This is a genomic window from Pseudomonas sp. PGPR40 (assembly GCF_022014505.1).
Taxonomy (GTDB): domain Bacteria; phylum Pseudomonadota; class Gammaproteobacteria; order Pseudomonadales; family Pseudomonadaceae; genus Aquipseudomonas.
Genome location: NZ_JAKLSP010000025.1, coordinates 1 through 23,743, shown reverse-complemented (window position 1 = coordinate 23,743; position 23,743 = coordinate 1). Strand labels below are relative to the sequence as shown.

Below are 23,743 nucleotides of genomic sequence, written 5' to 3'. Positions count from 1 at the left end.
TCCATGCAAAGGTTATCCACAGTACTGACGGTCGGGCTTCTGGCTCTTGGCAGCGCCTCGGCTTATGCGGAGCAAGGCTGCGAGACAGTGAAGATGGCCGATCCTGGCTGGAGCGACATCGCTGCAACCAACGCCATCACCGGGTTTCTGCTGGACGGCATGGGCTATAAGGCCAAAGTCGACACGCTGGCAGTGCCGATCACCTTTGGCGGTCTGAAGGATGGCCAGGTGGACGTGTTCCTGGGTAACTGGATGCCGGCGCAGCAAGGCTTCTACGACAAGTTCGTGGCCAACGGCGACGTGACTCAACTGGCGAAGAACCTCGACGGCACCGAATTTACGCTGGCGGTCCCGGATTACGTTTGGGACGCGGGTGTGCATAACTTTAACGATCTGAACAAATTCGCAGACAAATTCGACAGGAAGATCTATGGCATCGGCTCCGGTGCCCCGGCGAACATTTCGCTGCAAGAGATCATCAAGAAGAACGACTTCGACCTGGGTCAGTGGAAGCTGATCGAATCCAGCGAGCAGGCGATGCTGGCCGAAGTGTCTCGTGCGGTGAAGAAACAGAAGTTCGTGACCTTCCTCGGCTGGACGCCACATCCGATGAACGTGCAGCTGAAAATGCATTACCTGAAGGGCGGCGAGAAGTACTTCGGTGACACCGGCAGCGTTTATACACTGACCCGTAAAGGTTATGCACAGGCCTGTCCGAATGTCGGCAAGCTGCTCACCAACCTGAGTTTTACCCAGGAAATGGAGAACAGCATCATGGCCGAGGTGGTGAACAAAAAGGTCAGCAATGCCGCGGCGGCCAAGGCCTGGATCAAGGCCAATCCGCAGGTGCTGGATAAGTGGCTGGACGGTGTGAAGACCGTGGACGGGAAGGATGCGTTGCCGGCCGTGAAAGCCAAGCTTTAAGTTCATGTGGGAGCGGGCTTGCTCGCGAAGGGGTCATCAGATCCGGCATTTATGTCGACTGACACACCGCATTCGCGAGCAAGCCCGCTCCCACAGTGGGAACGATCAGCGTGGGCCCTGATACTCTTCCGTAAAACCCTGCCCGAGAGGACCCATGGCCTTCCCCAGCCGCCATTCACTCTTTCCCTTCCTGACCTGGTTGCCCCGGCAAACCCGCGCCAGTGTTGGTCGTGACCTGATTGTTGGCCTGAGCGGTGCAATTCTCGCGTTGCCACAATCCATTGCCTACGCCCTGATCGCCGGCCTCCCACCGGAATATGGCTTGTACGCCGCGATCATCCCGGTGCTGATCGCCTGCCTCTGGGGTTCGTCGTGGCATTTGATCTGCGGTCCTACGGCGGCCATTTCCATCGTCCTGTACGCCAGCGTCAGTCCTCTGGCCGTCCCCGCGTCGCAGGACTACGTCATGCTGATCCTGCTTCTGACACTCCTTGCAGGCATTTTCCAGTGGTTGCTGGGTTTGCTGCGTTTCGGCGCCCTGGTGAATTTCGTCTCTCACTCAGTGGTGCTGGGTTTCACCCTTGGCGCAGCGGTGGTGATTGCCATTGGGCAACTGCCGAACTTCCTGGGGCTGGATGTGCCCAACCAGGCCACGGCGCTGAACAGCCTGGTGCTGCTGTTCAGTCATCTGAGTGAGGTGGACAAACCTTCGCTGGTACTGGGTCTGGCCACAGTCGTGGTGGGCATCGTGCTGAAACTGCTGGTGCCGCGCTGGCCGACGCTGTTGATCGCTCTGGCCCTGAGCGGATTGCTGGTGTGGCTGTGGCCAGCGATGTTCGGTCATGTGAAGCTGGTCAGCGCCTTTGTCGGACGGCTGCCACCCTTTAGCCCGTTGCCGCTGGATCTGGACCTGGTGTTGCGCCTGCTGCCCAGCGCGGTGGCGGTCGGCATGCTTGGGCTGGTGACGAGCCTGTCAATTGCCCGCTCCTTGTCGGCGCGCTCGCAGCAGTTGCTCGACGCCAATCAAGAAGTCCGTGCCCAGGGTTTTTCGAACATGGTCGGGGCGTTTTTTTCTGGCTCGCTGTCAGCCGGTTCCTTCACCCGCTCGGCCCTGAGCTATGACGCCGGTGCCTGCTCACCGCTGGCGGGGGTTTTTTCGGCCGTGTGGGTGGCGCTGTTCGCTATCTTCGGCGCGGTATTGATCGCGCACATTCCGATCCCGGCCATGGCCGGCAGCATTTTGTTGATCGCCTGGGGATTGGTCGACCATCGCGGCATTCGCGCCTTGTTGCGGGTCAGCCGTGCCGAGTTCCTGGTCATGGCGCTGACCTGTGTCGCGACGCTGTTGCTGGAGTTGCAAACGGCGATCTACGCTGGAGTGCTGGCCTCACTGTTCTTCTACCTCAAACGCACCTCGCAACCTCGGGTGCAGCATTGGCGTGAGGGCGACGAGGACATTCTGCGAGTCGGCGGTTCAATCTTTTTTGGCGCCAGCCATTACCTGCAAGTGCGTTTGCAAAGGATGCACGGTGCGCGGGTGGTGATTGAGGCGCAGCAGATCAACTTCATCGATTATTCGGGGGTGGAAATGCTGCACCAGGAAGCGCGACGGCTGCTGCGCCAGGATCGCAGCCTGACCCTGCGGCGAGCACGGCCGCAGGTGGTGGAAGAATTGAGAAAGCTCGAAGGCGCGGAGAAATGCCCGATTCGCTTCGAAGATTGATAGCCCCCTGTAGGAGCGAGGCTTGCCCGCGAAGGGAGCGCCGCGGTGATTCAGGCATACCGCGTTATCGTTCTTCGCGGGCAAGCCTCGCTCCTACAAGGGGATTACAGCGCGAGCTGGCGGCGGAGTTCGGCCAATACTGGCGCTGTATCCGGACGCAAACCGCGCCATAGATAGAAAGCTTCCGCCGCCTGCTCGGCCAACATGCCCAGGCCATCCATCGCCACCGCCGCGCCGTGCTCACTGGCCCAGCGGCAGAACGAAGTCGGGTCTTTGCCGTACATCATGTCATAGCAAACCGTCTTGCCCGGCTCGATCAAACTGCTGGCAATCGGCGGTACATCGCCTGACAAACTGGCGGATGTAGCGTTGATGATCAGGTCCACCGGCTCCTGCAGCCAATCGAAACCACTGGCCGATACCGGCCCCAGATCCGCGAACAATTGCGCCAGGAATTCGGCTTTTTCCACCGTGCGATTGGCGATGATCACCGACGCCGGTTGCTCCGCCAACAACGGCTCCAGCGCACCGCGCACCGCACCGCCAGCACCCAGCAGCAGGATGCGTTTGCCCTTGAGGCTAAAACCCGCGTTAACCGTCAGATCCCGCACCAGTCCGGCGCCGTCGGTGTTATCGCCCAGCAACGTGCCATCGGCGAGTTTGCTCAAGGTGTTTACCGCACCGGCCCGTTGCGCCCGCTTGGTCAAGCTGTTCGCCAGGCGATAGGCGTCTTCCTTGAACGGCACCGTCACATTCGCCCCGCGACCTTCGAGGAAAAATGCCCGGGCACAGCCGGAAAAATCGTCGAGGGGCGCCAGCAAGGTGCTGTAGTCCAGTTTTTGTCCCGTCTGCTCGGCGAACAAACGGTGGATCAGCGGCGACTTGCTATGGCCAATCGGGTTACCGAATACGACGTAACGATCCATCAGGATTCCTCGTTCTTGGCCAACCAATCGCGGTCTTGCAGGAAGTACTCGGTCAGGCGCGCCTCTTCACTGCCCGGCTCGGCCTTCCAGTCGTAGGCCCATCGCACTTGCGGCGGCAGTGACATCAGAATCGATTCGGTACGCCCACCCGATTGCAGGCCGAACAGCGTGCCGCGGTCATAGACCAGGTTGAATTCGACGTAACGGCCACGGCGAAACTCCTGGAACTCACGCTGTTTGGCGGTGAACGCATCATTCTTGCGGCGCTGCACGATCGGCAGGTAAGCGTCGATGAACGCATCGCCGATGGCGCGCATGAAGGCGAAGCTGGTGTCGAAGTCCCACTCGTTCAAGTCATCGAAAAACAGGCCGCCGATGCCACGCGGCTCGTGGCGATGCTTGATGTGGAAGTAACTGTCGCACCAGGCCTTGTAGCGCGGGTAGACGTCCGGGCCGAACGGCGCGCAGGCCTGTTCGGCGACGCGATGCCAGTGCACGCAGTCTTCTTCATTGCCGTAATAAGGGGTCAGGTCAAAGCCGCCACCGAACCACCAGACCGGCTCTTCACCTTCTTTTTCAGCGATGAAAAAGCGCACGTTGGCGTGGGATGTCGGTACATGGGGATTGTGCGGGTGAATCACCAGAGACACGCCCAAGGCTTCAAAGCCTCGGCCGGCCAGTTCTGGCCGATGAGCGCTGGCGGAGGGTGGGAGACCGCTGCCAAAGACGTGGGAAAAGTTGACGCCGCCCTTTTCGATCACCGCGCCGTTTTCGATCACCCGGGTGCGACCGCCACCGCCAGCAGGTCGGGTCCAGGCGTCTTCGACGAAACGCGCGCCACCATCTTCGGCTTCCAGAGCAGCGCAAATACGGTCTTGCAGGTCAAGCAGGTAGGCTTTTACGGCCTCGGTGCGGGTAGTCATGGCATCACCTTGAATCGGGCAAAGCTACGCGGCGCTCATACAGGCCGGCGGCAAATTGCTGCGTAGGATAACACTGCACCTTGTGCCGTCGCAGTTGACGAAGATCAAGCTTAAGAGTCCGATAGGGCGCTCGGCAAAATGACCTGAAGGAAAGTGCAGATGGCAAAGCGTATCCAGTTCCGCACCCATGGCGGCCCCGAAGTACTCGAGCATGTCGATTACCAACCCGCCGAACCTGGCCCGCTGCAGGTGCGCGTGACCAACAAGGCCATCGGCCTGAACTTCATTGACACCTATTACCGCGGTGGCCTTTATGCGCCACCCGCCTTGCCGTCGGGCCTGGGCGCTGAAGGCGCTGGCGTGGTTGAAGCAATCGGAAGCGAAGTTACTCGCTTCAAGATCGGTGATCGCGTGGCATACGGCAGTGGCCCATTGGGCGCTTATAGTGACGTTCATGTCTTGCCGGAAGCCAATTTGGTGCATCTGCCGGACGCCATCAGTTTCGAACAGGCCGCCGGCGTGATGCTCAAAGGCCTGACCGTGCAGTACTTGCTGCGTCAGACGTATGAACTCAAGGGTGGCGAAACCGTTCTGTTCCACGCAGCGGCTGGCGGCGTCGGCTCCCTGGCCTGCCAATGGGCCAAGGCCTTGGACGTGAAGCTGATCGGCACGGTCAGTTCAGCAGAGAAAGCAGCCTTGGCGAAAGCCAATGGTGCCTGGGCGACCATTGATTACAGCCATGAAAATGTCGCACAACGCGTACTGGAATTGACTGACGGTAAAAAAGTACCGGTGGTATACGACGGCGTAGGCAAAGATACCTGGCTGACATCGCTCGACAGCGTCGCGCCTCGGGGGCTGGTGGTGAGTTTCGGTAATGCTTCGGGCGCCGTAGATGGAGTGAATCTGGGGATTCTCGCGGGGAAGGGTTCGCTGTACGTAACCCGACCGACTCTGGCGACCTACGCTAACAACGCTGAAAACCTGCAAAGCATGGCCGATGAGCTGTTCGGGATGATCATCAGCGGCAAGTTGAAGGTGGACATCAGTCAGCGCTATCCATTGGCTGAAGCGGCGAAAGCGCAGACTGAATTGTCGGCGCGACGTACGACGGGCTCGACTGTTTTGTTGCCTTAAGATTTTTGGTGTCTGAAAGGGCCTCTTCGCGAGCAAGCCCGCTCCCACACTCGATTATTGTCGAACACAAAATTTGTGTTCACCGAAGATCTACTGTGGGAGCGGGCTTGCTCGCGAAGAGGGCCAACTCGGTCTCAATCCGGGCGCACAACGCGGCCGGTGGCCAGATCGCGAATCACACTCGGATTCTTGCGCCCACCCAGATTGCCACCCAGCACCCAATCAACCTGCCCACGGAAATACTGCTCCACGCGAATCCGTGTCCGCGCTGCAGGCCGCCCCTGAGGATTGGCCGAGGTCGACACCAATGGCCCGACCAACGCACACAAATCCCGCACCAATGGGTGATCGCTAACCCGCAACGCCACTGTTTCGTGCACGCCGGTAATCCACTGGGGCAACATATTTTGATGCGGCACCAGCCAAGTGTTGGGGCCAGGCCAAGTGCTGGCCATGCGGTCCATCCACAGTTCAGGGAAGTCTTCGAAGAGGAAGTCGAACTGGCGAATATTGTCGGCCACCAGAATCAGGCCTTTATCCACAGACCGTCCCTTGATCATCAGCAGACGATCCACCGCTTCTTCGTCCCACGGGTCACAACCCAGGCCCCAGACAGCTTCGGTTGGATAGGCAATGACCGCCCCGGCGCGAATTTCTCGTGCGGCTTGTTGCACACGCCAACTGTTAACCATGAAAAACTCTCCGGAATAAGGCTCTGCGCAGTTTACCGATCTTCCTTATAAAACCTAGTTTACCCGTGCAAACCATCGGCCGCTTTCACAGACCGCACGGCCATCCATTTCCAGTTCCGTCAGCGCTACCAGCACTTTCGGCAACGCCCAACCGCTGCTGACCGCCAAGGCTTCGCTGGTATGGGGCGCCGCGTGGAGCAACAGGAGCAGCGGATGAGTTTCTGTCACCGGCGGCGTTTCTGTGGATAACGGCAGCCGTTGCCAGCCGCGCAAGGCTTCGAGGATGTGCTCGATGGTTTCCACCAGCACCGCCCCGTCGCGGATCAGCTGATGGCAACCCTTTGCCCCGGGATGATGGATCGACCCTGGAATCGCATACACCTCACGCCCCTGTTCCGCCGCCAGCCTCGCGGTGATCAATGAACCACTGGCCACACTCGCCTCGACCACGAGCACGCCGAGGGACAAACCACTGATGATTCGATTGCGCCGGGGGAAATTGCTGGGGGAAGGGCCGGCGTCCAGCGGGAACTCCGACAGTACTGCGCTTCCCGAGGCGATCATGGCGTCCGCCAATCGTCGATTGCGCTGTGGATAAAAATTTTCCAGCCCTGTGCCAAGTACGCCGATCGTTTGCCCGCCAACATCCAGAGCTGCTTGATGCGCGGCAGCATCGATTCCCAGGGCCAGACCGCTGGTGATGACAAAACCGGCACCGGCCAAAGTGCGGGAAAACGCGGTAGCAGTGTCCATGCCCGGTCGCGAAGCACGACGGCTGCCGACCATCGCCAGCTGCGGTTTTTCCAGAATGCCCGGATCGCCCGCGACGAATAACAGTGGCGGCGCATCACTGATTTGCGCCAGCAACGCGGGGTAGTCAGGTTGGTCCCACATCAGTAAATGCTGGCCCTGGCACTCTAACCAGGCCAATGCGTGACTAGCGCCGTCACGGACTTCAATAGAGCGCCGGCCCTCCGCGCAAGCGAATGGCAGGCCCAATGCACCCCAGGCGCTGGCCGGTGCGCTGATGGCTTTGGAGGCAGAACCGAAGGCCTCGAGTAACTTCTTGAAACGCGCAGGGCCGAGTTCCGGCAAACGGTGCAGGCGTAAACGAGCTTCCAGTTCCGCAGGGGAAACGGACGTACAGGCAGACAGCGACATGGATCATCCTTGATCGTTATAAAGTCCCATCGAATCGGGAATAAGCTGTGGATAACTCTGTTGGTAACTTGTGAGCAGGCTTAAGGATTTCGCACCTTGTCCATCACCGCCAAAGAGCGCGATGCGTTAAGGACCAGCCCGTAGCTGAGCTTGTCGTAGGTGCGGAAGACCATCAGCAAACCGGCCCGCTCGTCGGGAATTTTCAAAGGCTGGCCGGTGATCCGGTCACGCACGGTTTCACCGGTTTTCATCACCACCAGCACATTGCCTTCGGCCAGGCCATCGCGCTGCCCCTTGTTGAGCGTGACGACATCCAGCGCGCCGATCTGGGTCACCCCACGCGGTACATCGATAATCAAGCCGTCGATGTCGGTAGTTGGCGCACTGGGCATGAAGGTCGAATTGATCGAGCGCTCTTCGCCGCCGAACAACCGGTCGCCGAGTCGCACTTCCTGAGTGGTGCGCTGCAGGGCCAGGGTAGCGACGTCGCCCTCGGTGGCAATGATCTCGCCGCCACCGATGTCGTCGGCGTTGATCCCCAGAAACTCCTTGCTCTGCGGGTCGGTGTAGACCTTGCCCTGACGGAAGATGCCGTACACCGGTTGGGCCGGGTCGAAATGGCCACGGGCGAATATCCGATCACCGGTGCCACTGAGCACCCGTTCGGCATCACCGGCGACGATGTAGGGCGCCTTGTCGAAATCCTCTGCCTTGTCGACGATGCGATTACTCAGCAGAAAGCTATTGATCGATTTCAGCGGAATGCTCGGAATGGCGTCGGCCACCGGCGAGCTGCGGATTCGTGGCGAAAGCTTGATGGTGCCCCGTGAAGCGCCACGATTGAGGGTCAGGCGGGGCTGACCGTTGACATAGACCAGCGACAGCGTATCGCCCGGATAGATGAGATTGGGGTTTTCGATCTGTGGATTGGCCTGCCAAAGCTGCGGCCACTCCCACGGCTCACGCAGGTATTTCGCGGAAATGTCCCAAAGTGTGTCCCCTGCCACCACGGTGTATTGCTGTGGAAAACCTTCCCTGAGTTGCACTTGCCCATGCGCAAAACCGGCCGAGGCCAGAAGGAGCAAGGCGAGTAGTGATTTCCTCATGCGGTGAATCCCTTTATTATGTACGTTCGCGTGAAACGCCAGAGCCCTCGTGGCTCGCTTCCGGCTCATTATTGAAAAGCCGGAAGCTACGTTCACAACGGTAGCCTGCATCCTCGGACTCGCCAGGCCATCGACCCGACTTTACCTCACACGTGCAGCAATTGAGCTTATGGCCATTTTAGACATCCTCGAATTTCCCGACTCGCGCCTGCGCACTATCGCCAAACCAGTGGCCGTAGTGGACGACGAAGTGCGTCAGTTGGTCGATGACATGTTTGAAACAATGTATGAAGCGCCAGGCATCGGCCTCGCCGCGACCCAGGTCAACGTGCACAAACGTATCGTCGTGATGGACCTCTCCGAAGACCGCAGCGAACCGCGGGTGTTCATCAACCCCGAGTTCGAAGTCTTGACCGACGAGGTGGACCAGTACCAGGAAGGCTGCCTTTCGGTGCCGGGTTTCTACGAAAATGTCGACCGCCCGCAAAAGGTCAAGATCAAGGCTCTGGACCGCGACGGCCAACCGTACGAACTGATCGCCGAAGGCCTGCTCGCGGTCTGCATCCAGCATGAATGCGACCACCTCAACGGCAAATTGTTCGTTGATTACCTGTCTACGCTCAAACGCGACCGGATCAAGAAGAAACTGGAAAAGCTCCATCGCCAGAACGCTTGATGCCCTTCTTTCAAAGGCTTGCTGCGGCAAGCCTTTTTCTTTTCAAGACGCTTTGTAACTGAGAGTTTTCATGACTGAGCCACTGCGCATTGTCTTTGCCGGTACCCCGGAATTCGCCGCCGAACACCTCAAGGCCCTGCTCGACAGTCCTTACGAGATCGTTGCGGTCTACACCCAACCGGACCGTCCGGCGGGCCGTGGACAGAAGCTGATGCCAAGCCCGGTCAAGCAGTTGGCGTTGGAAAACAACATCCCGGTGTTGCAGCCGCCAACCCTGCGCAACGAAGACGCTCAGGCTGAACTCGCCGCACTGAAGCCGGATTTGCTGGTGGTGGTCGCCTACGGCCTGATCCTGCCGCAAGTTGTGCTGGATATTCCGCGTCTGGGCTGCATCAACAGCCATGCTTCCTTGTTGCCACGCTGGCGCGGTGCAGCACCGATCCAGCGCGCCGTTGAGGCGGGCGACCGCGAAAGTGGCGTGACCGTCATGCGCATGGAATTGGGTCTGGATACGGGGCCGATGCTGCTCAAAGTCACTACGCCGATCAGCGCTGAAGACACCGGCGGCAGCCTCCACGATCGCCTCGCAGAGATGGGCCCCCCGGCCGTGATTCAGGCGATTGCCGGCCTGGCTGCAGGCACTCTGGAAGGCGAAGTGCAGGACGACAGCCTCGCCACCTACGCACACAAATTGAACAAGGACGAAGCGCGCATCGACTGGAGTCGCCCGGCTGTTGAGCTGGAGCGCCTGGTTCGCGCCTTCAATCCCTGGCCGATCACCCACAGCACGCTAAACGGTGAAGCGCTGAAAGTGCTGGCCGCGAGCCTGGCCGAAGGGCAGGGTGCGCCGGGTGAAATCCTCAGTGCCAGCAAGGACGGCTTGATCGTCGCCTGCGGTGAACAGGCGCTGTGTCTGACCCGTCTGCAATTGCCCGGCGGCAAGGCGCTGAACTTCAGCGACCTGTTCAACAGCCGTCGTGAGAAATTCGCCCTCGGCACCGTTCTCGGGCAAATGGCGGACGCTCAATGAATCCACGTCTGGCCGCCGCCAAGGCACTGGCTGCTGTTCTTAACGGAAAAGCCTCACTCAACAGTTCTCTGCCGACGCAAATGGACAAGGTCGAAGACCGTGATCGCGGCTTCACCCAGGACCTGGCGTTCGGCACGGCTCGCTGGCAGCCACGTTTGTCGGCGTTGGCGGCCAAGTTGCTGCAAAAGCCGTTCAAAGCAGCTGATGCCGATGTCGAGGCACTGTTGCTGGTCGGCCTCTACCAATTGCTCTACACCCGGGTTCCGGCCCACGCGGCCATCGGCGAAACCGTCGGTTGCGCCGACAAGCTGAAAAAGCCATGGGCCAAAGCCCTGCTCAATGCCGTGCTGCGCCGCGCCCAACGGGAAAGCGAAGCGCTGCTGGCCGAGCTCGAACGCGACCCAGTGGTGCGCACCGCTCACCCGCGCTGGCTGCAAAAATCCCTCAAAGCCTTCTGGCCGCAGCAGTGGGAAGCCATTTGCGCGGCGAACAACGCTCACCCGCCGATGATTCTGCGGGTCAACCGTCGCCATCACACCCGCGATGCTTATCTCGGGTTGCTGACTGAAGCGGGCATCGCTGCCACGCCGTGTGTTTACAGTCGGGACGGCATCATCCTCGACGCAGCCGCCGACGTGCGCAGCCTCCCGGGTTTCGCCGAAGGCTGGATCAGCGTGCAGGACGAAGCCGCGCAACTGGCCGCCGATCTGCTGGACCTGGCGCCGGGCCAACGGGTGCTGGACGCCTGCTGCGCACCGGGCGGCAAGACCTGCCACATCCTGGAAGCCGAGCCAAAACTGGCCGGAGTGGTGGCGGTGGACCTGGAAGCCAAGCGTCTGGTACGAGTGCGGGAAAACCTCGAACGCCTGGGCCTGAGCGCCGAACTGATCGCCGCCGACGGCCGCGACACTGCGACCTGGTGGGACGGCAAACCGTTCCAGCGCATCCTGCTGGATGCGCCATGCTCGGCCACCGGGGTGATCCGTCGTCACCCGGACATCAAACTGACTCGCCAACCCGACGACATCGCCGCGCTGGCGGTGCTTCAGGGTGAGCTGCTCGATGCCATGTGGATAACGTTGGAAGTGGGCGGCATTCTGCTTTACGCCACCTGCTCCACGCTGCCGACCGAGAACACCGAAGTCATCGAAGCGTTTCTCGCTCGCACGCCGGGCGCCCGTGAACTCGACATCGCCAGTCAGGCCGGCATCAAGCAGCCCCATGGTCGTCAGTTGCTGGCCCAGGAAGGCGGCCACGACGGGTTCTATTACGCCAAGCTGATCAAGATCGCCGCCGCGCGCGGTTAACCGGTTTTAAAGGAGTGACTGGATGAAAATCATCATCCTCGGCGCAGGTCAGGTCGGCGGTTCGCTGGCAGAACACCTGGCCAGCGAAGCCAACGACATCACCGTGGTCGACACCGATGGCGAACGCCTGCGCGACCTCGGCGATCGGCTGGACATCCGCACCGTGCAGGGTCGCGGTTCGCTGCCAACCGTACTGCGTCAGGCCGGTGCCGACGACGCCGACATGTTGGTTGCGGTGACCAATAGCGACGAAACCAATATGGTGGCCTGTCAGGTCGCTCACACCTTGTTCCACACGCCAACCAAGATCGCCCGGGTCCGCGAAGCCGCGTACCTGACTCGCGCCGAACTGTTCGATAACGAAGCGATTCCGGTCGACGTGCTGATCAGTCCGGAGCAAGTCGTTACCAACTACATCAAGCGCCTGATCCAGCATCCGGGTGCGTTGCAGGTCATCGACTTCGCCGAAGGCAAGGCGCAACTGGTGGCCGTGAAGGCCTATTACGGCGGTCCGCTGGTGGGTCAGCAACTGCGACAGTTGCGCCAACACATGCCGAATGTCGAAACCCGCGTGGCGGCGATTTTCCGTCGTGACCGGCCGATCCTGCCCCAGGGCGATACGGTGATCGAGGCTGACGACGAAGTATTTTTCATCGCCGCCAAAGCGAATATTCGCGCGGTGATGAGCGAAATGCGCCGCCTCGACGAGAGCTACAAACGCATCGTCATCGCCGGTGGCGGGCAGATTGGCGAGCGTTTGGCCGAGGCCATCGAAAGCCGCTATCAGGTGAAGATCATCGAGATGAACCCGGCCCGCTGCCGCCATCTCTCGGACACTCTCGACAGCACCGTGGTGTTGCAGGGCAGTGCCTCCGATCGCGATTTGCTGATGGAAGAGAACATCGCCGACGCCGACATCTTCCTGGCGCTGACCAACGACGACGAAGCCAACATCATGTCGTCGCTGCTGGCCAAGCGTCTGGGTGCGAAGAAGGTGATGACAATCATCAATAACCCGGCTTACGTCGACCTGATCCAGGGCGGCGACATCGACATCGCCATCAGCCCGCAACTGGCGACCATCGGCACCTTGCTCGCCCACGTGCGACGCGGCGATATCGTCAGCGTGCACTCATTGCGTCGAGGGGCGGCGGAAGCCATCGAGGCCATCGCCCATGGTGATGAGAAGTCGAGCAAGGTGATCGGCAAGGCCATCGAAAACATTGGCCTGCCGCCGGGGACCACCATCGGCGCGATCATCCGCGACGAAGAAGTGATCATCGCCCACGACAAAACAGTGATCGAAGCCGGCGACCATGTAATTCTGTTCCTTGTGGACAAGAAGCATATTCGGGATGTGGAAAAGCTGTTTCATGTGGGGTTGAGCTTTTTCTGATGATCGTTCCCACGCTCTGCGTGGGAACGCCTCAACGGACGCTCCGCGTTCGGCTTTGAATGGGACGCAGAGCGTCCCGGGCTGCATTCCCACGCGGAGCGTGGGAACGATCACTGACTGAGGAAGCACCGATGATCGAATCCCTGGAAAAAATGCTCGCCAAGGGTGTGGATAACTCGCTGCTGCGCTTCGGTCTGGGCAAGGGCTATCTGGATCTTGGGGAAAATGCCAAAGCCGCTGAGCATTTCCAGCGCTGTGTCGAGTTCGATCCGAAGTATTCGGCAGCCTGGAAGCTATTGGGCAAGGCCCATCTGGCGCTGACGGATTACGCAGCAGCGCGTCAGGCTTGGGAACAGGGCCTGGAAGCCGCCCGCAACCATGGCGACAAACAAGCAGAGAAGGAGATGACGGTGTTTCTGAAAAAGCTCGAGCGTCAGATCTGACACCACCCCCTGTGGGAGCGGGCTTGCTCGCGAAAGCGGTGTGTCAGGCGACATCAATGTTGACTGTGCCGCCGTCTTCGCGAGCAAGCTCGCTCCTACAAGGGACCACCGCGTTAGATCATCCGGTGTCTCAATACCACCGTGCCTCACCCGGCGGACGCTTCTTGAAGCGCTTCATGCTCCACATATATTGGCTCGGATAAGCCCGCACGTAGCGCTCGACCACCTGGCTCATCGCCGCGCAGGACGTTGCGGTATCGGTGCTATACATGGCCTCGGGCGCAGCTTCCAGGATCACCTTGTAGCCCGAACCATCCGGCAACCGCAGGGCATGCAGGAATACGCCAACGGCTTTTCCACCGGCGAGCATGTTCGGCACGAACTTGCTGGTGAGTGCCTGGGTGGCGAAGAACGGCACGAAGATCCCGGCGGATTCGGCCGGTTCCGGGTCAGCGGGAATGCCCACTGCACCACCTTTGCGCACTTCCTTGATCACGCTGAGAATGCCTTCTTTGGTGGAAGCGGCAACCTTGTTGCCCAGTTGCACCCTTTGCTTTTGCAGCAGCTCATCCACCGCCTTCAATTTTGGCGGACGGTAGAAAATGATCGGTTTGCACTGGCTGCAATAGAAGTGGTTCAACACTTCCCAGTTGCCCAGGTGGCTGGTAATGCCGACCACGCCTTTGCCGGACGCCAAAGCCTCTTTCAAAACGTCGAGACCTTCGACTTCGCGCACCAGATCAATGGAACGCTGAGCCGGCCAGATCCACGCGCAAGCGCTCTCGGTCAGGGATTTGCCAATGTCTTTCAGGCTCTGGCCCACCAGACGCTCGCGCTCGGCAGGGTCCATCTCTGGAAAGCACTTGGCGAGGTTGATCCGTACCACGTCGCGGGAACGGTTGGGGGTTTTCCACATGATCCAGCCAATCGCCGAACCCGCCGCCTGCACTGCCCGCCACGGCAGCAGGGCAAACAACCGCAGAGCGCCTACCAGCAAGGCGCCTTTCAACTTATCCACAGGTCACTCCTGATCTTGTGCTGTGCGCGAGGCGGCTATTCTAACCGCCGTTCGCCAAGGTGGCGTAGCGATCGCAATCCCGGGTGTGGTCCATGACCATGCCCGAAGCCTGCATCAGCGCGTAACAAATGGTCGGGCCGACGAACGTGAATCCGGCTTTTTTCAGGCCTTTGCTCATCTCGACGGCACTCGGTGTCACGGCCGGTACTTCACTGCGATCCTTGAAATGATTGATCACCGGCGCTCCGCCGACGAACGACCAGAGAAACCCCACCGGGTCCTCCAGCGCCAGCCAGGCCTGGGCATTGCGTCGGGCCGCATTGAGTTTGAGGCGATTGCGGATGATCCCCGGATCGAGCATCAATTCATCGATTTCCGCATCGCTCATTTGCGCCACACGCTGCACGTCGAAGCCAAACAGCACCTCGCGATAACGCTCTCGTTTGCGCAACACGGTGATCCAGGAAAGCCCGGCCTGGAACCCTTCGAGCAAAAGCAACTCGAACAAACCCTGCGCATCGCGTAGCGGCGTGCCCCACTCCTGATCGTGATAAGCCATGTACAGCGGATCTTCGGTACACCAAAAGCAGCGTGGCATAAGGCTCCAGGGGGCGTGCGCAGGACCGAATCGGGTATACTCCCGCTCTTTAAATCGCAGCCCAAGAAACAGGTGAATTTCGTGAGCCAGCCTACGCCAGCCGTGCGTACCTTCCAAGACTTGATCCTCGCCCTCCAGCAATACTGGGCCGAGCAAGGTTGTGTGGTACTTCAGCCCTACGATATGGAAGTAGGCGCCGGCACTTTCCACACTGCCACGTTTCTGCGCGCCATTGGCCCGGAAACCTGGAACGCCGCTTATGTGCAGCCCAGTCGTCGCCCGACTGACGGCCGCTACGGCGAAAACCCCAACCGTCTGCAGCACTACTACCAGTTCCAGGTAGTCCTGAAGCCGAACCCGGACAACTTCCAGGAACTGTACCTGGGCTCCCTCAAGCACGTAGGCCTCGACCCGCTGGTGCATGACATCCGTTTCGTCGAAGACAACTGGGAGTCGCCAACGCTGGGCGCCTGGGGTCTGGGCTGGGAAGTCTGGCTCAACGGCATGGAAGTGACGCAGTTCACTTACTTCCAGCAAGCGGGCGGCATCGAGTGCTACCCGGTGACCGGCGAGATCACTTACGGTCTGGAACGTCTGGCCATGTACCTGCAAGGCGTGGACTCGGTCTACGACCTGGTCTGGGCTGATGGTCCGTTCGGCAAGGTGACCTACGGCGACGTGTTCCACCAGAACGAAGTGGAGCAGTCGACCTACAACTTCGAACACGCCAACGTCGAGAAGCTGTTCGAACTGTTCGACTTCTATGAAAGCGAAGCCAAGCGCCTGATCGAACTGGATCAGCCGCTGCCGTTGCCGAGCTACGAAATGGTGTTGAAGGCCTCCCACACCTTCAACCTGCTGGATGCGCGCCGGGCGATCTCGGTGACCGCGCGTCAGCAATACATTCTGCGTGTACGCACCCTGGCGCGTTCCGTTGCGCAAGCCTACTTGTTGGCTCGCGCCAAGCTGGGCTTCCCGATGGCGACCCCGGACCTGCGTGATGAAGTACTGGCCAAGCTGGAGGCTGCACAATGAGTGCTCAAGATTTTCTGGTTGAATTGGGCACCGAAGAACTGCCACCCAAAGCCCTGAACACCCTGGCCGAAGCGTTTATGGCCGGTATCGACAAAGGCCTGCAAGCTGCCGGCCTGAACTACGAGACCAAAACCGTCTACGCCGCGCCACGTCGTCTGGCCGTGCTGATTACCGCGCTGGCGACCCAGCAGCCGGATCGCAGCATCAACCTCGACGGCCCGCCGCGTCAGGCCGCGTTCGATGCCGAAGGCAACCCGACTCAAGCAGCCCTGGGCTTCGCCAAGAAGTGCGGCGTCGACCTGAGCGAAATCGATCAGAGCGGTCCGAAACTGCGCTACAGCCAAAGCATCGCCGGCAAGCCGACCGCGAGCCTGATGCCAACCATCGTCGAAGATTCCCTGAACGACCTGCCTATCCCCAAGCGCATGCGCTGGGGTGCGCGCAAGGAAGAATTCGTTCGTCCGACTCAATGGCTGGTGATGCTGCTCGGTGACCACGTCATCGACTGCTCCATCCTTGCGCAAAAGTCCGGCCGCGATTCCCGTGGTCACCGCTTCCACCATCCTGAAAGCGTGCGCATCACCTCGCCGGCCAACTACCTGAGCGATCTGCGTGCAGCTTACGTGCTGGCCGACGCCAACGAGCGTCGCGAGCTGATCAGCAAGCGCACCGAAGAATTGGCCACATTGCAGGAAGGTACGGCGATCGTGCCGCCGAGCCTGCTCGACGAAGTGACCGCGCTGGTTGAATGGCCGGTGCCGCTGGTGTGCTCGTTCGAAGAACGTTTCCTCGACGTGCCGCAAGAAGCGCTGATCACCACCATGCAGGACAACCAGAAGTATTTCTGCCTGCTGGATGCCGACGGCAAGTTGCTGCCACGTTTCATTACCGTGGCCAACATCGAAAGCAAAGACCCGCAGCAGATCATCGCCGGTAACGAGAAAGTGGTTCGACCACGCCTGACCGACGCCGAGTTCTTCTTCAAGCAAGACAAGAAGCAAAAACTCGAAGACTTCAACCTGCGTCTGCAGAACGTGGTGTTCCAGGAAAAACTCGGCAGCGTCTACGACAAGGCCGAGCGCGTGTCAAAACTGGCGGCGTACATTGCCGCTCGCATCGGCGGCAATGCTTCCTGGGCCGCTCGCGCCGGCCTGCTGTCCAAATGCGACCTGGCGACCGAGATGGTCGGTGAGTTCCCGGAGATGCAAGGCGTCGCCGGTTACTACTACGCCCTCAACGACGGCGAGCCGGAAGATGTTGCACTGGCGCTGAACGAGCAGTACATGCCGCGCGGTGCCGGCGCTGAACTGCCGACCACGCTGACCGGTGCGGCCGTGGCCATCGCCGACAAGCTCGATACGCTGGTGGGTATTTTCGGTATCGGCATGCTGCCTACCGGCAGTAAAGACCCCTATGCCCTGCGCCGCGCCGCGCTGGGTGTGTTGCGGATCCTGATCGACAAGAAACTCGAACTCGACCTGAATGACGCCGTGGCGTTTGCCGTGAATGCGTTCGGTACCAAGGTCAAGGCTGCCGGCCTTAACGACGCCGTGCTGGAATTCATCTTCGACCGTCTGCGTGCCCGTTACGAAGACGAGGGCGTGGATGTCGCGACCTACCTGTCGGTACGTGCCCTGAAACCGGGTTCGGCCCTGGACTTCGACCAGCGCGTACAAGCGGTAGAAGCGTTCCGCAAATTGCCGGAAGCCGCTGCCCTGGCCGCCGTGAACAAGCGCGTTTCGAACTTGCTGAGCAAAGTCGAAGGTTCCGTGCCGACGGTCGTTGAAGCCAAGTATTTCGACAACGCCAACGAGTTCTCCCTGTATTCGGCGATCCAGCAGGCTGACCAGGCTGTTCAGCCAATGGCCGCTGCGCGTCAGTACAGCGAATCGCTGGCGCGTCTGGCGGCATTGCGCGAGCCGGTGGATGCATTCTTCGAAGCGGTGATGGTCAACGCCGAAGATGCCAAGGTGCGAGCCAACCGCTATGCGCTGCTGGCGCGTCTGCGTGGTTTGTTCCTCGGCGTCGCCGACATTTCGCTGCTGGGCTAAGGGGCTGCTGTTGAAACTGCTGATTCTCGATCGGGACGGAGTGATCAATTACGACTCCGATGCGTACATCAAGTCGGTGGAGGAGTGGATTCCGCTCCCCGGTTCGATCGAAGCGATCGCGCAGTTGAGCAAGGCCGGCTGGACGGTAGCAGTCGCTACCAACCAGTCAGGCATCGCTCGCGGCTACTACGACATCGCCACTCTGGAGGCCATGCACGCTCGTTTGCGCGAACTGGTGGCGGAGCAGGGCGGCGAAGTCGGGCTGATCGTCTATTGCCCACACGGGCCAGACGATGGCTGCGATTGCCGCAAGCCAAAACCCGGGATGTTGAAAACCATCGCCGCCCATTACAACGTTTCGCTGACGAATCTATGGTTCGTCGGCGATACTCTCGGTGACCTGGAAGCCGCCAAAGCCGTCGACTGTCAGCCAGTTTTGGTAAAGACCGGGAAAGGCGAAAAGACTCAGGGCAAAACCCTACCGGCGGGTACCTTGATTTTTGACGATCTGGCGGCGATTGCCGCCGAACTTATCCACAACTAAGACTCTTCTGACCATCCTGGCCAAGGACTGATCGGGAGTGCGCTTGAATAGGCGGGCAATGCCCGCAACGGTAAATGTCGCCATGTCGATACTGCAGGCCATCAGAACTTTCCTCTTTTACCTGCTGCTGGGCACCAGCTCCTTGCTCTGGTGCACCCTGAGCTTTTTTATCGCGCCGTTTCTGCCATTCAAGGCGCGCTATCGCTTTATCAACGTGTACTGGTGCCGCTGCGCCTTATGGCTGAGCAAAGTCTTTCTGGGTATCCGTTACGAAGTGAAGGGTGCCGAGAACGTGCCTGACCAGCCCTGCGTGATTCAGTCGAACCATCAGAGCACCTGGGAGACATTCTTTCTCTCAGCCTATTTCTCGCCCCTGAGCCAGGTGCTCAAGCGCGAACTGCTCTACGTTCCATTCTTCGGCTGGGCCATGGCCATGCTGCGACCGATCGCCATCGACCGTGGCAACCCGAAAGCTGCGCTCAAGCATGTGGCGAAGAAGGGCGATGAGCTGCTCAAGGACAATGTCTGGGTGCTGATCTTCCCTGAGGGAACTCGCGTTCCCTACGGCACCATCGGCAAGTTCTCCCGTGGTGGCACCGCGTTGGCCGTCAATGCGTCATTACCGGTGCTGCCGATTGCGCACAATGCCGGCAAGTTCTGGCCAAAAACGGGTTGGGCCAAGCGACAGGGCGTGATCACGGTAATCATCGGTGCGCCAATGTATGCCGAGGGTAGCGGGCCACGAGCTATTGCCGACCTGAATGATCGGGTGCAGGCCTGGAACGAACAGATGCAGCGCGAGATGGGTTCGCTGCCAGCAACCCCGGCGGCACCCAGCGCTACCGATCAAGCGACTGCCTGAGATTCTGTGGATAACCTGTGTACCGTTTTGTTGAAAACCGTCGTTTTTCCTTTTTAAGTTTATGATTTACATACATATTTCTTAGGAACATAAAGCGTCGAAAAAGGTGCATAAGTTTATTTCGGACATAAAAAACCGGCTGATATAGCCGGTTTTTTTATGCCCGTTGAAAGTGTCTGACTTCACTCGCTCAACAGCGGCAAATGGACACTGAACGTCGTGCCTTGCCCCACCACGCTATGACAGGAAATCCTCCCGCCATGACGATCCACCACCGCCTTGACCATGGACAAACCCAGCCCCAGGCCGTCGCTGTCATGCGCCGAAGTAAAACGCCGATACTGACTGAACAACTCGGGAAGTTCATCGACAGCAATCCCTCGGCCCTTATCGGCGATCTCGCACATCAACCATCCCTCGACACAACTGACCCGTACCGAGATTCGCGAATCCGCCGGACTGTATTTAATGGCGTTTTCCAGCAGGTTGAACAGTGCCCGTGTCAGTAGCGACTGGTCGGCCAGGATCAGCGCTTCAGCGTCTTCGTCGAGGTCATGCACCAACTGAATGTTCTTCAGATGAGCGATGCTCGAGGCCTGATCGAAGGTATCGAGCAACAACATCGCGAACATGCTCGGCTGAAACTGGTAAGCCTCGGACTCGGCCTTTGCCAGCTGCACAAAAGCCTCGGTCAGGTTCAGCGCCTTGCGCACTTGTAACTCGATCTGACTGAACACTTGAGTGTCACCGGATACCTGATGCCGCTGAACGTCGAGCAAGGCGAGTATCGCCGAATGGGGAGCTCTAAGGTCATGAGATAAAAAGCGCAGCAATACGGCTCGCTGTTCTTCGGCATCGCGCTCGACACTCAAGTCAGTGAGGCTCAGTAGCCAGCCAATCACGGAGTCTCCTTCGGCTGGCAATAGCGGCTCCAGGTCCAGACGCAGGCTGCGTGCCTGGGTGTCACGAAACTCCAGTGGCTCCAGGGTCGACAACGCAGACGGCGTTCCGTTGGACGGCACCGGGTAACCCAGGTCGCTCAGTTGTTCGAGCATGTCCTCGCCCACCAGGCCACGGTCAAATACCTCTCGAGCCTTGCGGTTGGCTAGCAGAATGCGCCCTTGCGGATCGCTGATCAGCGTGGCCACCGGCAGGTATTCAAGTCCATCGGCAATGAAACGTCGGGTGTCGCGGGTCCGGCTCATGGCCTGCTCCAGCGCGACGATTTGCCCTTGCAGCACATCACCGGCTGGGGCTTGGGTACGACGACGTTCGGGAAAAACTTTTGGCTCGCTGTCCAGGCGCGCCAGTTCCCAGCCGAAATAGGCGAGCACCGCGTTCAGCCTTCGCCAATTCCAGATCAGGTAGCCCAGCATCATCCCTAGCAGGCTCGCAGCCGGTGACCACCACCAGCCGAGCCGCATCAGTACAGCCGAACCCAGTAGAGCGGCCGCCATTGCACCCAGCGTCAGCCATAGGGCGCGACGCGGACGTACCAACAGCAAGCCCAGCAACTCACCGACAATCACCACCGATAGCAACGCCGCCAAGCGCTGATCGAGCACCACGACGTTGCGTTGTTGCAGCAGTCCGTTGAGGATATTCGCCTGAATCTCGATGCCCGGCGTGGTGCCAATGCTGGCCGATTGTGGTGTTACGTAGCGGTCACCCAGACCTGGAGCGGTCGAGCCGATCAGGATCAAGCGATCACGCAACAACTCGGGCGGGACTTCACCGCGCAATACGCTGACGTAGGGCACGCTGGGAAAGCCCGCGTCGGAATGGATGAAAGGAATTCGTATTTCGTGGGCTCGCTGCCAACCTTGCACCGATGGCAGGGCCGGGGTACCGGGCATCGGGGCATTTCCCTTGTCGGCAAAGGTTTCTTCGTACAACAGCCAGGCCAGTTGCGGGCGTGTTTTTTGCGCCGGTCCTTCGCTTAAATACACGCTGCGCACAATTCCATCGGCATCCGCTTCGGTATTGATATGCCCAATGCCTTTGGCACAATGGCTCAACGCAGCCACCGGTTCAATTTCCCCCAAGGGTTGCCCAGATCGCGCGACGCCTTCACGCAGCAGCGGCACGAAAACATTCCCGGCTCGACAGGTCGCCTGGGCCAAAAGCTGATCGTTGTCGGGATGGCTATCGGGCTCGCTGAAGATTACGTCGAACAGAACGCCTTTAACGCTCGCGGCGCTGAGCCGATCGAGCAGTTGCGCGTGCATGGCCCGCGACCACGGCCACTGGCCCAGCTGCTGCAAGCTGTAGTCATCGATCGTGACGATGAGTATTCGCGGGTCCACCGGCAGAGGGCTCAGCCGGCGCAGGTTGTCATACAGCAGATTGCTCAGGGCCAGCCCCTGATTCATGGACAACATCGCCGTCAGCGGCAACAGGATCAGACAGACCCACAGCCACTCGCGGACCATCCGCTGAAACAACCGCTGAGCCTGAGTCGGCACGCGGCCATCCTTCCTTGGCCGTCTCTTCATCGGCCGTCGGCCAGGGCGCTATTGGACACGGGTGGTCCTGGGGTAATAGAAAATGTCATACACCCCGGTCTCTCCCTCTAACCCCTGAGCGTCATAGGCCGACAGGCGAACATGGTAGAAAAATGCTTTCAGCCCGCTGAATTTGAACTCTGGCGTGCTGGAAAACTGCTCTTGCCTGATGTCCAGAAAGGCAGCGTCGGTGGCCACTTGCGCCCGATCACGCCTGGCCCCTTCGATGGGTTTCATTATCAATTGCCAGACCGTGGAAGCAATAAGGTCATGGGGTTCATGGATTGCTTTTTATGCTCTTGTAGAGATCATGCCGGGAAATGCTCGGGCTTGGCGCACGATACCTGAGCGGACGCTCTGGCAGATAGCCATGGGAACAAAGGACATAAGATGACACATCCTTGTGTCGGAACCGAGCAGGCACTCCTTGTGTTTCCCCTTAACAGGAGACCGCCGAAAACCGGCAATCGACGGTCCCGCCAGGTTGGTTGACGCTCCTGCGTCGGAGCACATCCCAATGCCCCTGTGCCGCTCAGCGCGAACGAATTTACCGGCATAAGGAAGCTGCGAGCTGATTCTCAATATTTGTTCAGAATTGGCAAACACTAAAACACTCAGCCTTCGCGACACGTGGGAACTTCCCAGTTCAGATTCAATCAATCAGCCTGAACTAAGTAGGAATTTTCTTAAACCTTTGCATTTACGAGATAAAGGAAACACTCGGCATGCGTGTCGCAATACTGGATGACGAACCCGCCGAACTCCGCCGGGTAGAACAGACACTGCGACAGATCCCCGCAACGGGAGAGCGGGCGTGGACGTTGCACAGTTTCGAGCGGGGAGAGGATTTGCTTCGGCAACTTCGACGGGGGACCTTCGACCTACTGATCCTCGATTGGCAACTGCCCGATTTCAGCGGCCTGTCATTGTTGCGCTGGACCCGTGAACACATGGACGCGCCACCCGCCGCGATCATGCTCACCAGTCGCGATACTGAAAGCGATATCGTCCAGGCATTGAACGCCGGGGCCGATGATTATGTGAGCAAACCGTTTCGTCCCAACGAGCTGATGGCTCGGGTCAACGCGGTGCTTCGCCGGCATGGACTGCAACGCGCGGCAGCCACCGAAATACTGACTTTCAATGACCTTGAATTCGACGACGCCGAACTCACCGTCACCCGCGCCTCCACCCCCATCAGCCTGACCGAACGGGAATACCGTCTCGCCCGTTGCCTGTTCGCCAATCTGGGCCGACCTTTGTCCCGTGAATACTTGTATGAACGCTTTTGGAGCCATGAAGAAGTGATGTCCTCCCGCCCGCTGGACACCCATATCTATCGCCTGCGTAACAAACTGGGCCTGACGGCTGATCGCGGTTGGCAACTGCTGACGATTTACGGATATGGGTATCGGCTTGAGAGCGTGGCCAACGCTAGCGAATGACCACGTTTCGACGATTAATAAAAAAAGGCCAACGATAAACGTCGGCCTTTTTTTTATTTTAGCGGTCCTGCTGTAGGGTCATCTGAACCAGTCTTAAGATACTTTTTTCGAGGACAAACAAAACCCCTACCTGCAGATGCAGATAGGGGTTTCGGAATTTAATCTTGACGATGACCTACTCTCACATGGGGAAACCCCACACTACCATCGGCGATGCATCGTTTCACTGCTGAGTTCGGGAT

The 23,743-nt window shown here is 59.5% G+C and carries 21 protein-coding genes, 1 rRNA gene and 1 pseudogene; 13 read left to right on the top strand and 10 right to left on the bottom strand.

What is annotated here, in order from left to right; translation table 11 throughout:
- Positions 1-3: 3 nt before the first annotated feature.
- Together choX and MEB48_RS20745 are read left to right on the top strand one after the other, a co-directional pair.
- Positions 4-924 (top strand): choline ABC transporter substrate-binding protein, encoded by a 921-nt coding sequence (gene choX, locus MEB48_RS20750; RefSeq protein WP_237885793.1) that lies wholly within the window; start codon positions 4-6, stop codon positions 922-924.
- 154 nt (positions 925-1,078) lie between these two features.
- Positions 1,079-2,647: a SulP family inorganic anion transporter gene (locus tag MEB48_RS20745; protein WP_237885792.1), complete on the top strand. Its 1,569-nt coding sequence runs from the start codon at positions 1,079-1,081 to the stop codon at positions 2,645-2,647.
- 104 nt (positions 2,648-2,751) lie between these two features.
- On the opposite strand, the gene aroE is transcribed toward MEB48_RS20745, so the two are convergent.
- Entirely contained in the window at positions 2,752-3,573 is an 822-nt protein-coding gene (aroE, locus tag MEB48_RS20740) for a shikimate dehydrogenase (protein ID WP_237885791.1), read from the bottom strand.
- Positions 3,573-4,496, bottom strand: a complete 924-nt coding sequence (hemF, locus tag MEB48_RS20735) for an oxygen-dependent coproporphyrinogen oxidase (protein ID WP_095055443.1) — start codon at positions 4,494-4,496, stop codon at positions 3,573-3,575. The genes aroE and hemF overlap by 1 nt, the downstream gene beginning before the upstream one ends.
- Before the next feature lie 159 nt (positions 4,497-4,655).
- Between hemF and MEB48_RS20730 the strand changes: the two genes are divergently transcribed.
- Positions 4,656-5,633, top strand: coding sequence for an NADPH:quinone reductase (locus tag MEB48_RS20730; protein WP_237885790.1), 978 nt, complete (start codon positions 4,656-4,658; stop codon positions 5,631-5,633).
- Positions 5,634-5,767: 134 nt separating this feature from the next.
- Here the strand turns inward: MEB48_RS20730 and MEB48_RS20725 are convergent, their stop codons facing one another.
- From MEB48_RS20725 to MEB48_RS20715, 3 genes are all read right to left on the bottom strand, one after another.
- Positions 5,768-6,325 carry an L-threonylcarbamoyladenylate synthase gene (locus MEB48_RS20725; RefSeq protein ID WP_237885789.1) on the bottom strand — a complete coding sequence of 186 codons (558 nt, stop codon included), beginning with the start codon at positions 6,323-6,325 and terminating at the stop codon, positions 5,768-5,770.
- 54 nt (positions 6,326-6,379) lie between these two features.
- Positions 6,380-7,486: a DNA-processing protein DprA gene (dprA, locus tag MEB48_RS20720; protein WP_237885788.1), complete on the bottom strand. Its 1,107-nt coding sequence runs from the start codon at positions 7,484-7,486 to the stop codon at positions 6,380-6,382.
- Positions 7,487-7,566: 80 nt separating this feature from the next.
- On the bottom strand, positions 7,567-8,592 hold the full coding sequence (locus MEB48_RS20715) for a LysM peptidoglycan-binding domain-containing protein (RefSeq protein WP_237885787.1): 1,026 nt from the start codon (positions 8,590-8,592) through the stop codon (positions 7,567-7,569).
- Between the two features lie 169 nt (positions 8,593-8,761).
- Here MEB48_RS20715 and def point away from each other — a divergent pair, with 169 nt between their 5' ends.
- The 5 genes from def (at position 8,762) to MEB48_RS20690 (ending at position 13,444) form a co-directional block, all read left to right on the top strand.
- Positions 8,762-9,268 (top strand): peptide deformylase, encoded by a 507-nt coding sequence (gene def, locus MEB48_RS20710; RefSeq protein ID WP_008007919.1) that lies wholly within the window; start codon positions 8,762-8,764, stop codon positions 9,266-9,268.
- 70 nt (positions 9,269-9,338) lie between these two features.
- Positions 9,339-10,298: a methionyl-tRNA formyltransferase gene (fmt, locus tag MEB48_RS20705; RefSeq protein ID WP_237885786.1), complete on the top strand. Its 960-nt coding sequence runs from the start codon at positions 9,339-9,341 to the stop codon at positions 10,296-10,298.
- Positions 10,295-11,605 (top strand): 16S rRNA (cytosine(967)-C(5))-methyltransferase RsmB, encoded by a 1,311-nt coding sequence (gene rsmB / locus MEB48_RS20700; protein WP_237885785.1) that lies wholly within the window; start codon positions 10,295-10,297, stop codon positions 11,603-11,605. The genes fmt and rsmB overlap by 4 nt, the downstream gene beginning before the upstream one ends.
- A gap of 22 nt (positions 11,606-11,627) precedes the next feature.
- A complete protein-coding gene (gene trkA, locus MEB48_RS20695; protein WP_237885784.1) occupies positions 11,628-13,001 on the top strand; it encodes a Trk system potassium transporter TrkA in 1,374 nt (457 codons plus the stop codon).
- 131 nt (positions 13,002-13,132) lie between these two features.
- Positions 13,133-13,444 carry a tetratricopeptide repeat protein gene (locus MEB48_RS20690; protein ID WP_237885783.1) on the top strand — a complete coding sequence of 104 codons (312 nt, stop codon included), beginning with the start codon at positions 13,133-13,135 and terminating at the stop codon, positions 13,442-13,444.
- A 130-nt stretch (positions 13,445-13,574) separates the two neighbouring features.
- Here MEB48_RS20690 and MEB48_RS20685 read toward each other — a convergent pair whose 3' ends face one another.
- A complete protein-coding gene (locus MEB48_RS20685) occupies positions 13,575-14,462 on the bottom strand; it encodes a lysophospholipid acyltransferase (protein ID WP_237885782.1) in 888 nt (295 codons plus the stop codon).
- A 40-nt stretch (positions 14,463-14,502) separates the two neighbouring features.
- On the bottom strand, positions 14,503-15,060 hold the full coding sequence (gene tag, locus MEB48_RS20680; protein WP_237885781.1) for a DNA-3-methyladenine glycosylase I: 558 nt from the start codon (positions 15,058-15,060) through the stop codon (positions 14,503-14,505).
- Positions 15,061-15,141: 81 nt separating this feature from the next.
- Between tag and glyQ the strand changes: the two genes are divergently transcribed.
- The 4 genes from glyQ (at position 15,142) to MEB48_RS20660 (ending at position 19,552) form a co-directional block, all read left to right on the top strand.
- Complete coding sequence (gene glyQ / locus MEB48_RS20675; protein WP_003213601.1) at positions 15,142-16,095, top strand: glycine--tRNA ligase subunit alpha; 954 nt, start codon at positions 15,142-15,144, stop codon at positions 16,093-16,095.
- Positions 16,092-18,146 (top strand): glycine--tRNA ligase subunit beta, encoded by a 2,055-nt coding sequence (glyS, locus tag MEB48_RS20670; protein ID WP_237885780.1) that lies wholly within the window; start codon positions 16,092-16,094, stop codon positions 18,144-18,146. The genes glyQ and glyS overlap by 4 nt, the downstream gene beginning before the upstream one ends.
- 4 nt (positions 18,147-18,150) lie before the next feature.
- A complete protein-coding gene (gene gmhB, locus MEB48_RS20665) occupies positions 18,151-18,690 on the top strand; it encodes a D-glycero-beta-D-manno-heptose 1,7-bisphosphate 7-phosphatase (RefSeq protein ID WP_177324973.1) in 540 nt (179 codons plus the stop codon).
- A gap of 82 nt (positions 18,691-18,772) precedes the next feature.
- On the top strand, positions 18,773-19,552 hold the full coding sequence (locus tag MEB48_RS20660) for a lysophospholipid acyltransferase family protein (protein ID WP_237885779.1): 780 nt from the start codon (positions 18,773-18,775) through the stop codon (positions 19,550-19,552).
- A gap of 182 nt (positions 19,553-19,734) precedes the next feature.
- On the opposite strand, the gene MEB48_RS20655 is transcribed toward MEB48_RS20660, so the two are convergent.
- Positions 19,735-22,047 carry a CHASE2 domain-containing protein gene (locus MEB48_RS20655; RefSeq protein WP_237885778.1) on the bottom strand — a complete coding sequence of 771 codons (2,313 nt, stop codon included), beginning with the start codon at positions 22,045-22,047 and terminating at the stop codon, positions 19,735-19,737.
- 18 nt (positions 22,048-22,065) lie between these two features.
- Positions 22,066-22,308 (bottom strand): annotated as a pseudogene (locus MEB48_RS20650) (hypothetical protein); the annotation flags it as partial.
- Positions 22,309-22,781: 473 nt separating this feature from the next.
- Between MEB48_RS20650 and MEB48_RS20645 the strand changes: the two are divergent.
- The gene (locus tag MEB48_RS20645) at positions 22,782-23,501 is read left to right on the top strand and encodes a response regulator transcription factor (protein ID WP_237885777.1); all 720 of its coding nucleotides are present in this window, start codon (positions 22,782-22,784) and stop codon (positions 23,499-23,501) included.
- A 162-nt stretch (positions 23,502-23,663) separates the two neighbouring features.
- On the opposite strand, the gene rrf is transcribed toward MEB48_RS20645, so the two are convergent.
- Positions 23,664-23,743: ribosomal RNA gene (gene rrf / locus MEB48_RS29470) — 5S ribosomal RNA — on the bottom strand; the annotation flags it as partial.

What these genes read in the sequence shown, in the direction of transcription:
- MEB48_RS20655 (WP_237885778.1), bottom strand. Translation starts at nt 22,047, where the DNA reads ATGAAGAGACGGCCAAGGAAGGATGGCCGCGTGCCGACTCAGGCTCAG.
- tag (WP_237885781.1), bottom strand. Translation starts at nt 15,060, where the DNA reads ATGCCACGCTGCTTTTGGTGTACCGAAGATCCGCTGTACATGGCTTAT.
- aroE (WP_237885791.1), bottom strand. Translation starts at nt 3,573, where the DNA reads ATGGATCGTTACGTCGTATTCGGTAACCCGATTGGCCATAGCAAGTCG.
- glyS (WP_237885780.1), top strand. Translation starts at nt 16,092, where the DNA reads ATGAGTGCTCAAGATTTTCTGGTTGAATTGGGCACCGAAGAACTGCCA.
- choX (WP_237885793.1), top strand. Translation starts at nt 4, where the DNA reads ATGCAAAGGTTATCCACAGTACTGACGGTCGGGCTTCTGGCTCTTGGC.
- MEB48_RS20690 (WP_237885783.1), top strand. Translation starts at nt 13,133, where the DNA reads ATGATCGAATCCCTGGAAAAAATGCTCGCCAAGGGTGTGGATAACTCG.
- dprA (WP_237885788.1), bottom strand. Translation starts at nt 7,486, where the DNA reads ATGTCGCTGTCTGCCTGTACGTCCGTTTCCCCTGCGGAACTGGAAGCT.
- trkA (WP_237885784.1), top strand. Translation starts at nt 11,628, where the DNA reads ATGAAAATCATCATCCTCGGCGCAGGTCAGGTCGGCGGTTCGCTGGCA.
- rsmB (WP_237885785.1), top strand. Translation starts at nt 10,295, where the DNA reads ATGAATCCACGTCTGGCCGCCGCCAAGGCACTGGCTGCTGTTCTTAAC.
- MEB48_RS20725 (WP_237885789.1), bottom strand. Translation starts at nt 6,325, where the DNA reads ATGGTTAACAGTTGGCGTGTGCAACAAGCCGCACGAGAAATTCGCGCC.
- MEB48_RS20715 (WP_237885787.1), bottom strand. Translation starts at nt 8,592, where the DNA reads ATGAGGAAATCACTACTCGCCTTGCTCCTTCTGGCCTCGGCCGGTTTT.
- hemF (WP_095055443.1), bottom strand. Translation starts at nt 4,496, where the DNA reads ATGACTACCCGCACCGAGGCCGTAAAAGCCTACCTGCTTGACCTGCAA.
- MEB48_RS20745 (WP_237885792.1), top strand. Translation starts at nt 1,079, where the DNA reads ATGGCCTTCCCCAGCCGCCATTCACTCTTTCCCTTCCTGACCTGGTTG.
- MEB48_RS20660 (WP_237885779.1), top strand. Translation starts at nt 18,773, where the DNA reads ATGTCGATACTGCAGGCCATCAGAACTTTCCTCTTTTACCTGCTGCTG.
- fmt (WP_237885786.1), top strand. Translation starts at nt 9,339, where the DNA reads ATGACTGAGCCACTGCGCATTGTCTTTGCCGGTACCCCGGAATTCGCC.
- MEB48_RS20730 (WP_237885790.1), top strand. Translation starts at nt 4,656, where the DNA reads ATGGCAAAGCGTATCCAGTTCCGCACCCATGGCGGCCCCGAAGTACTC.
- MEB48_RS20645 (WP_237885777.1), top strand. Translation starts at nt 22,782, where the DNA reads ATGCGTGTCGCAATACTGGATGACGAACCCGCCGAACTCCGCCGGGTA.
- def (WP_008007919.1), top strand. Translation starts at nt 8,762, where the DNA reads ATGGCCATTTTAGACATCCTCGAATTTCCCGACTCGCGCCTGCGCACT.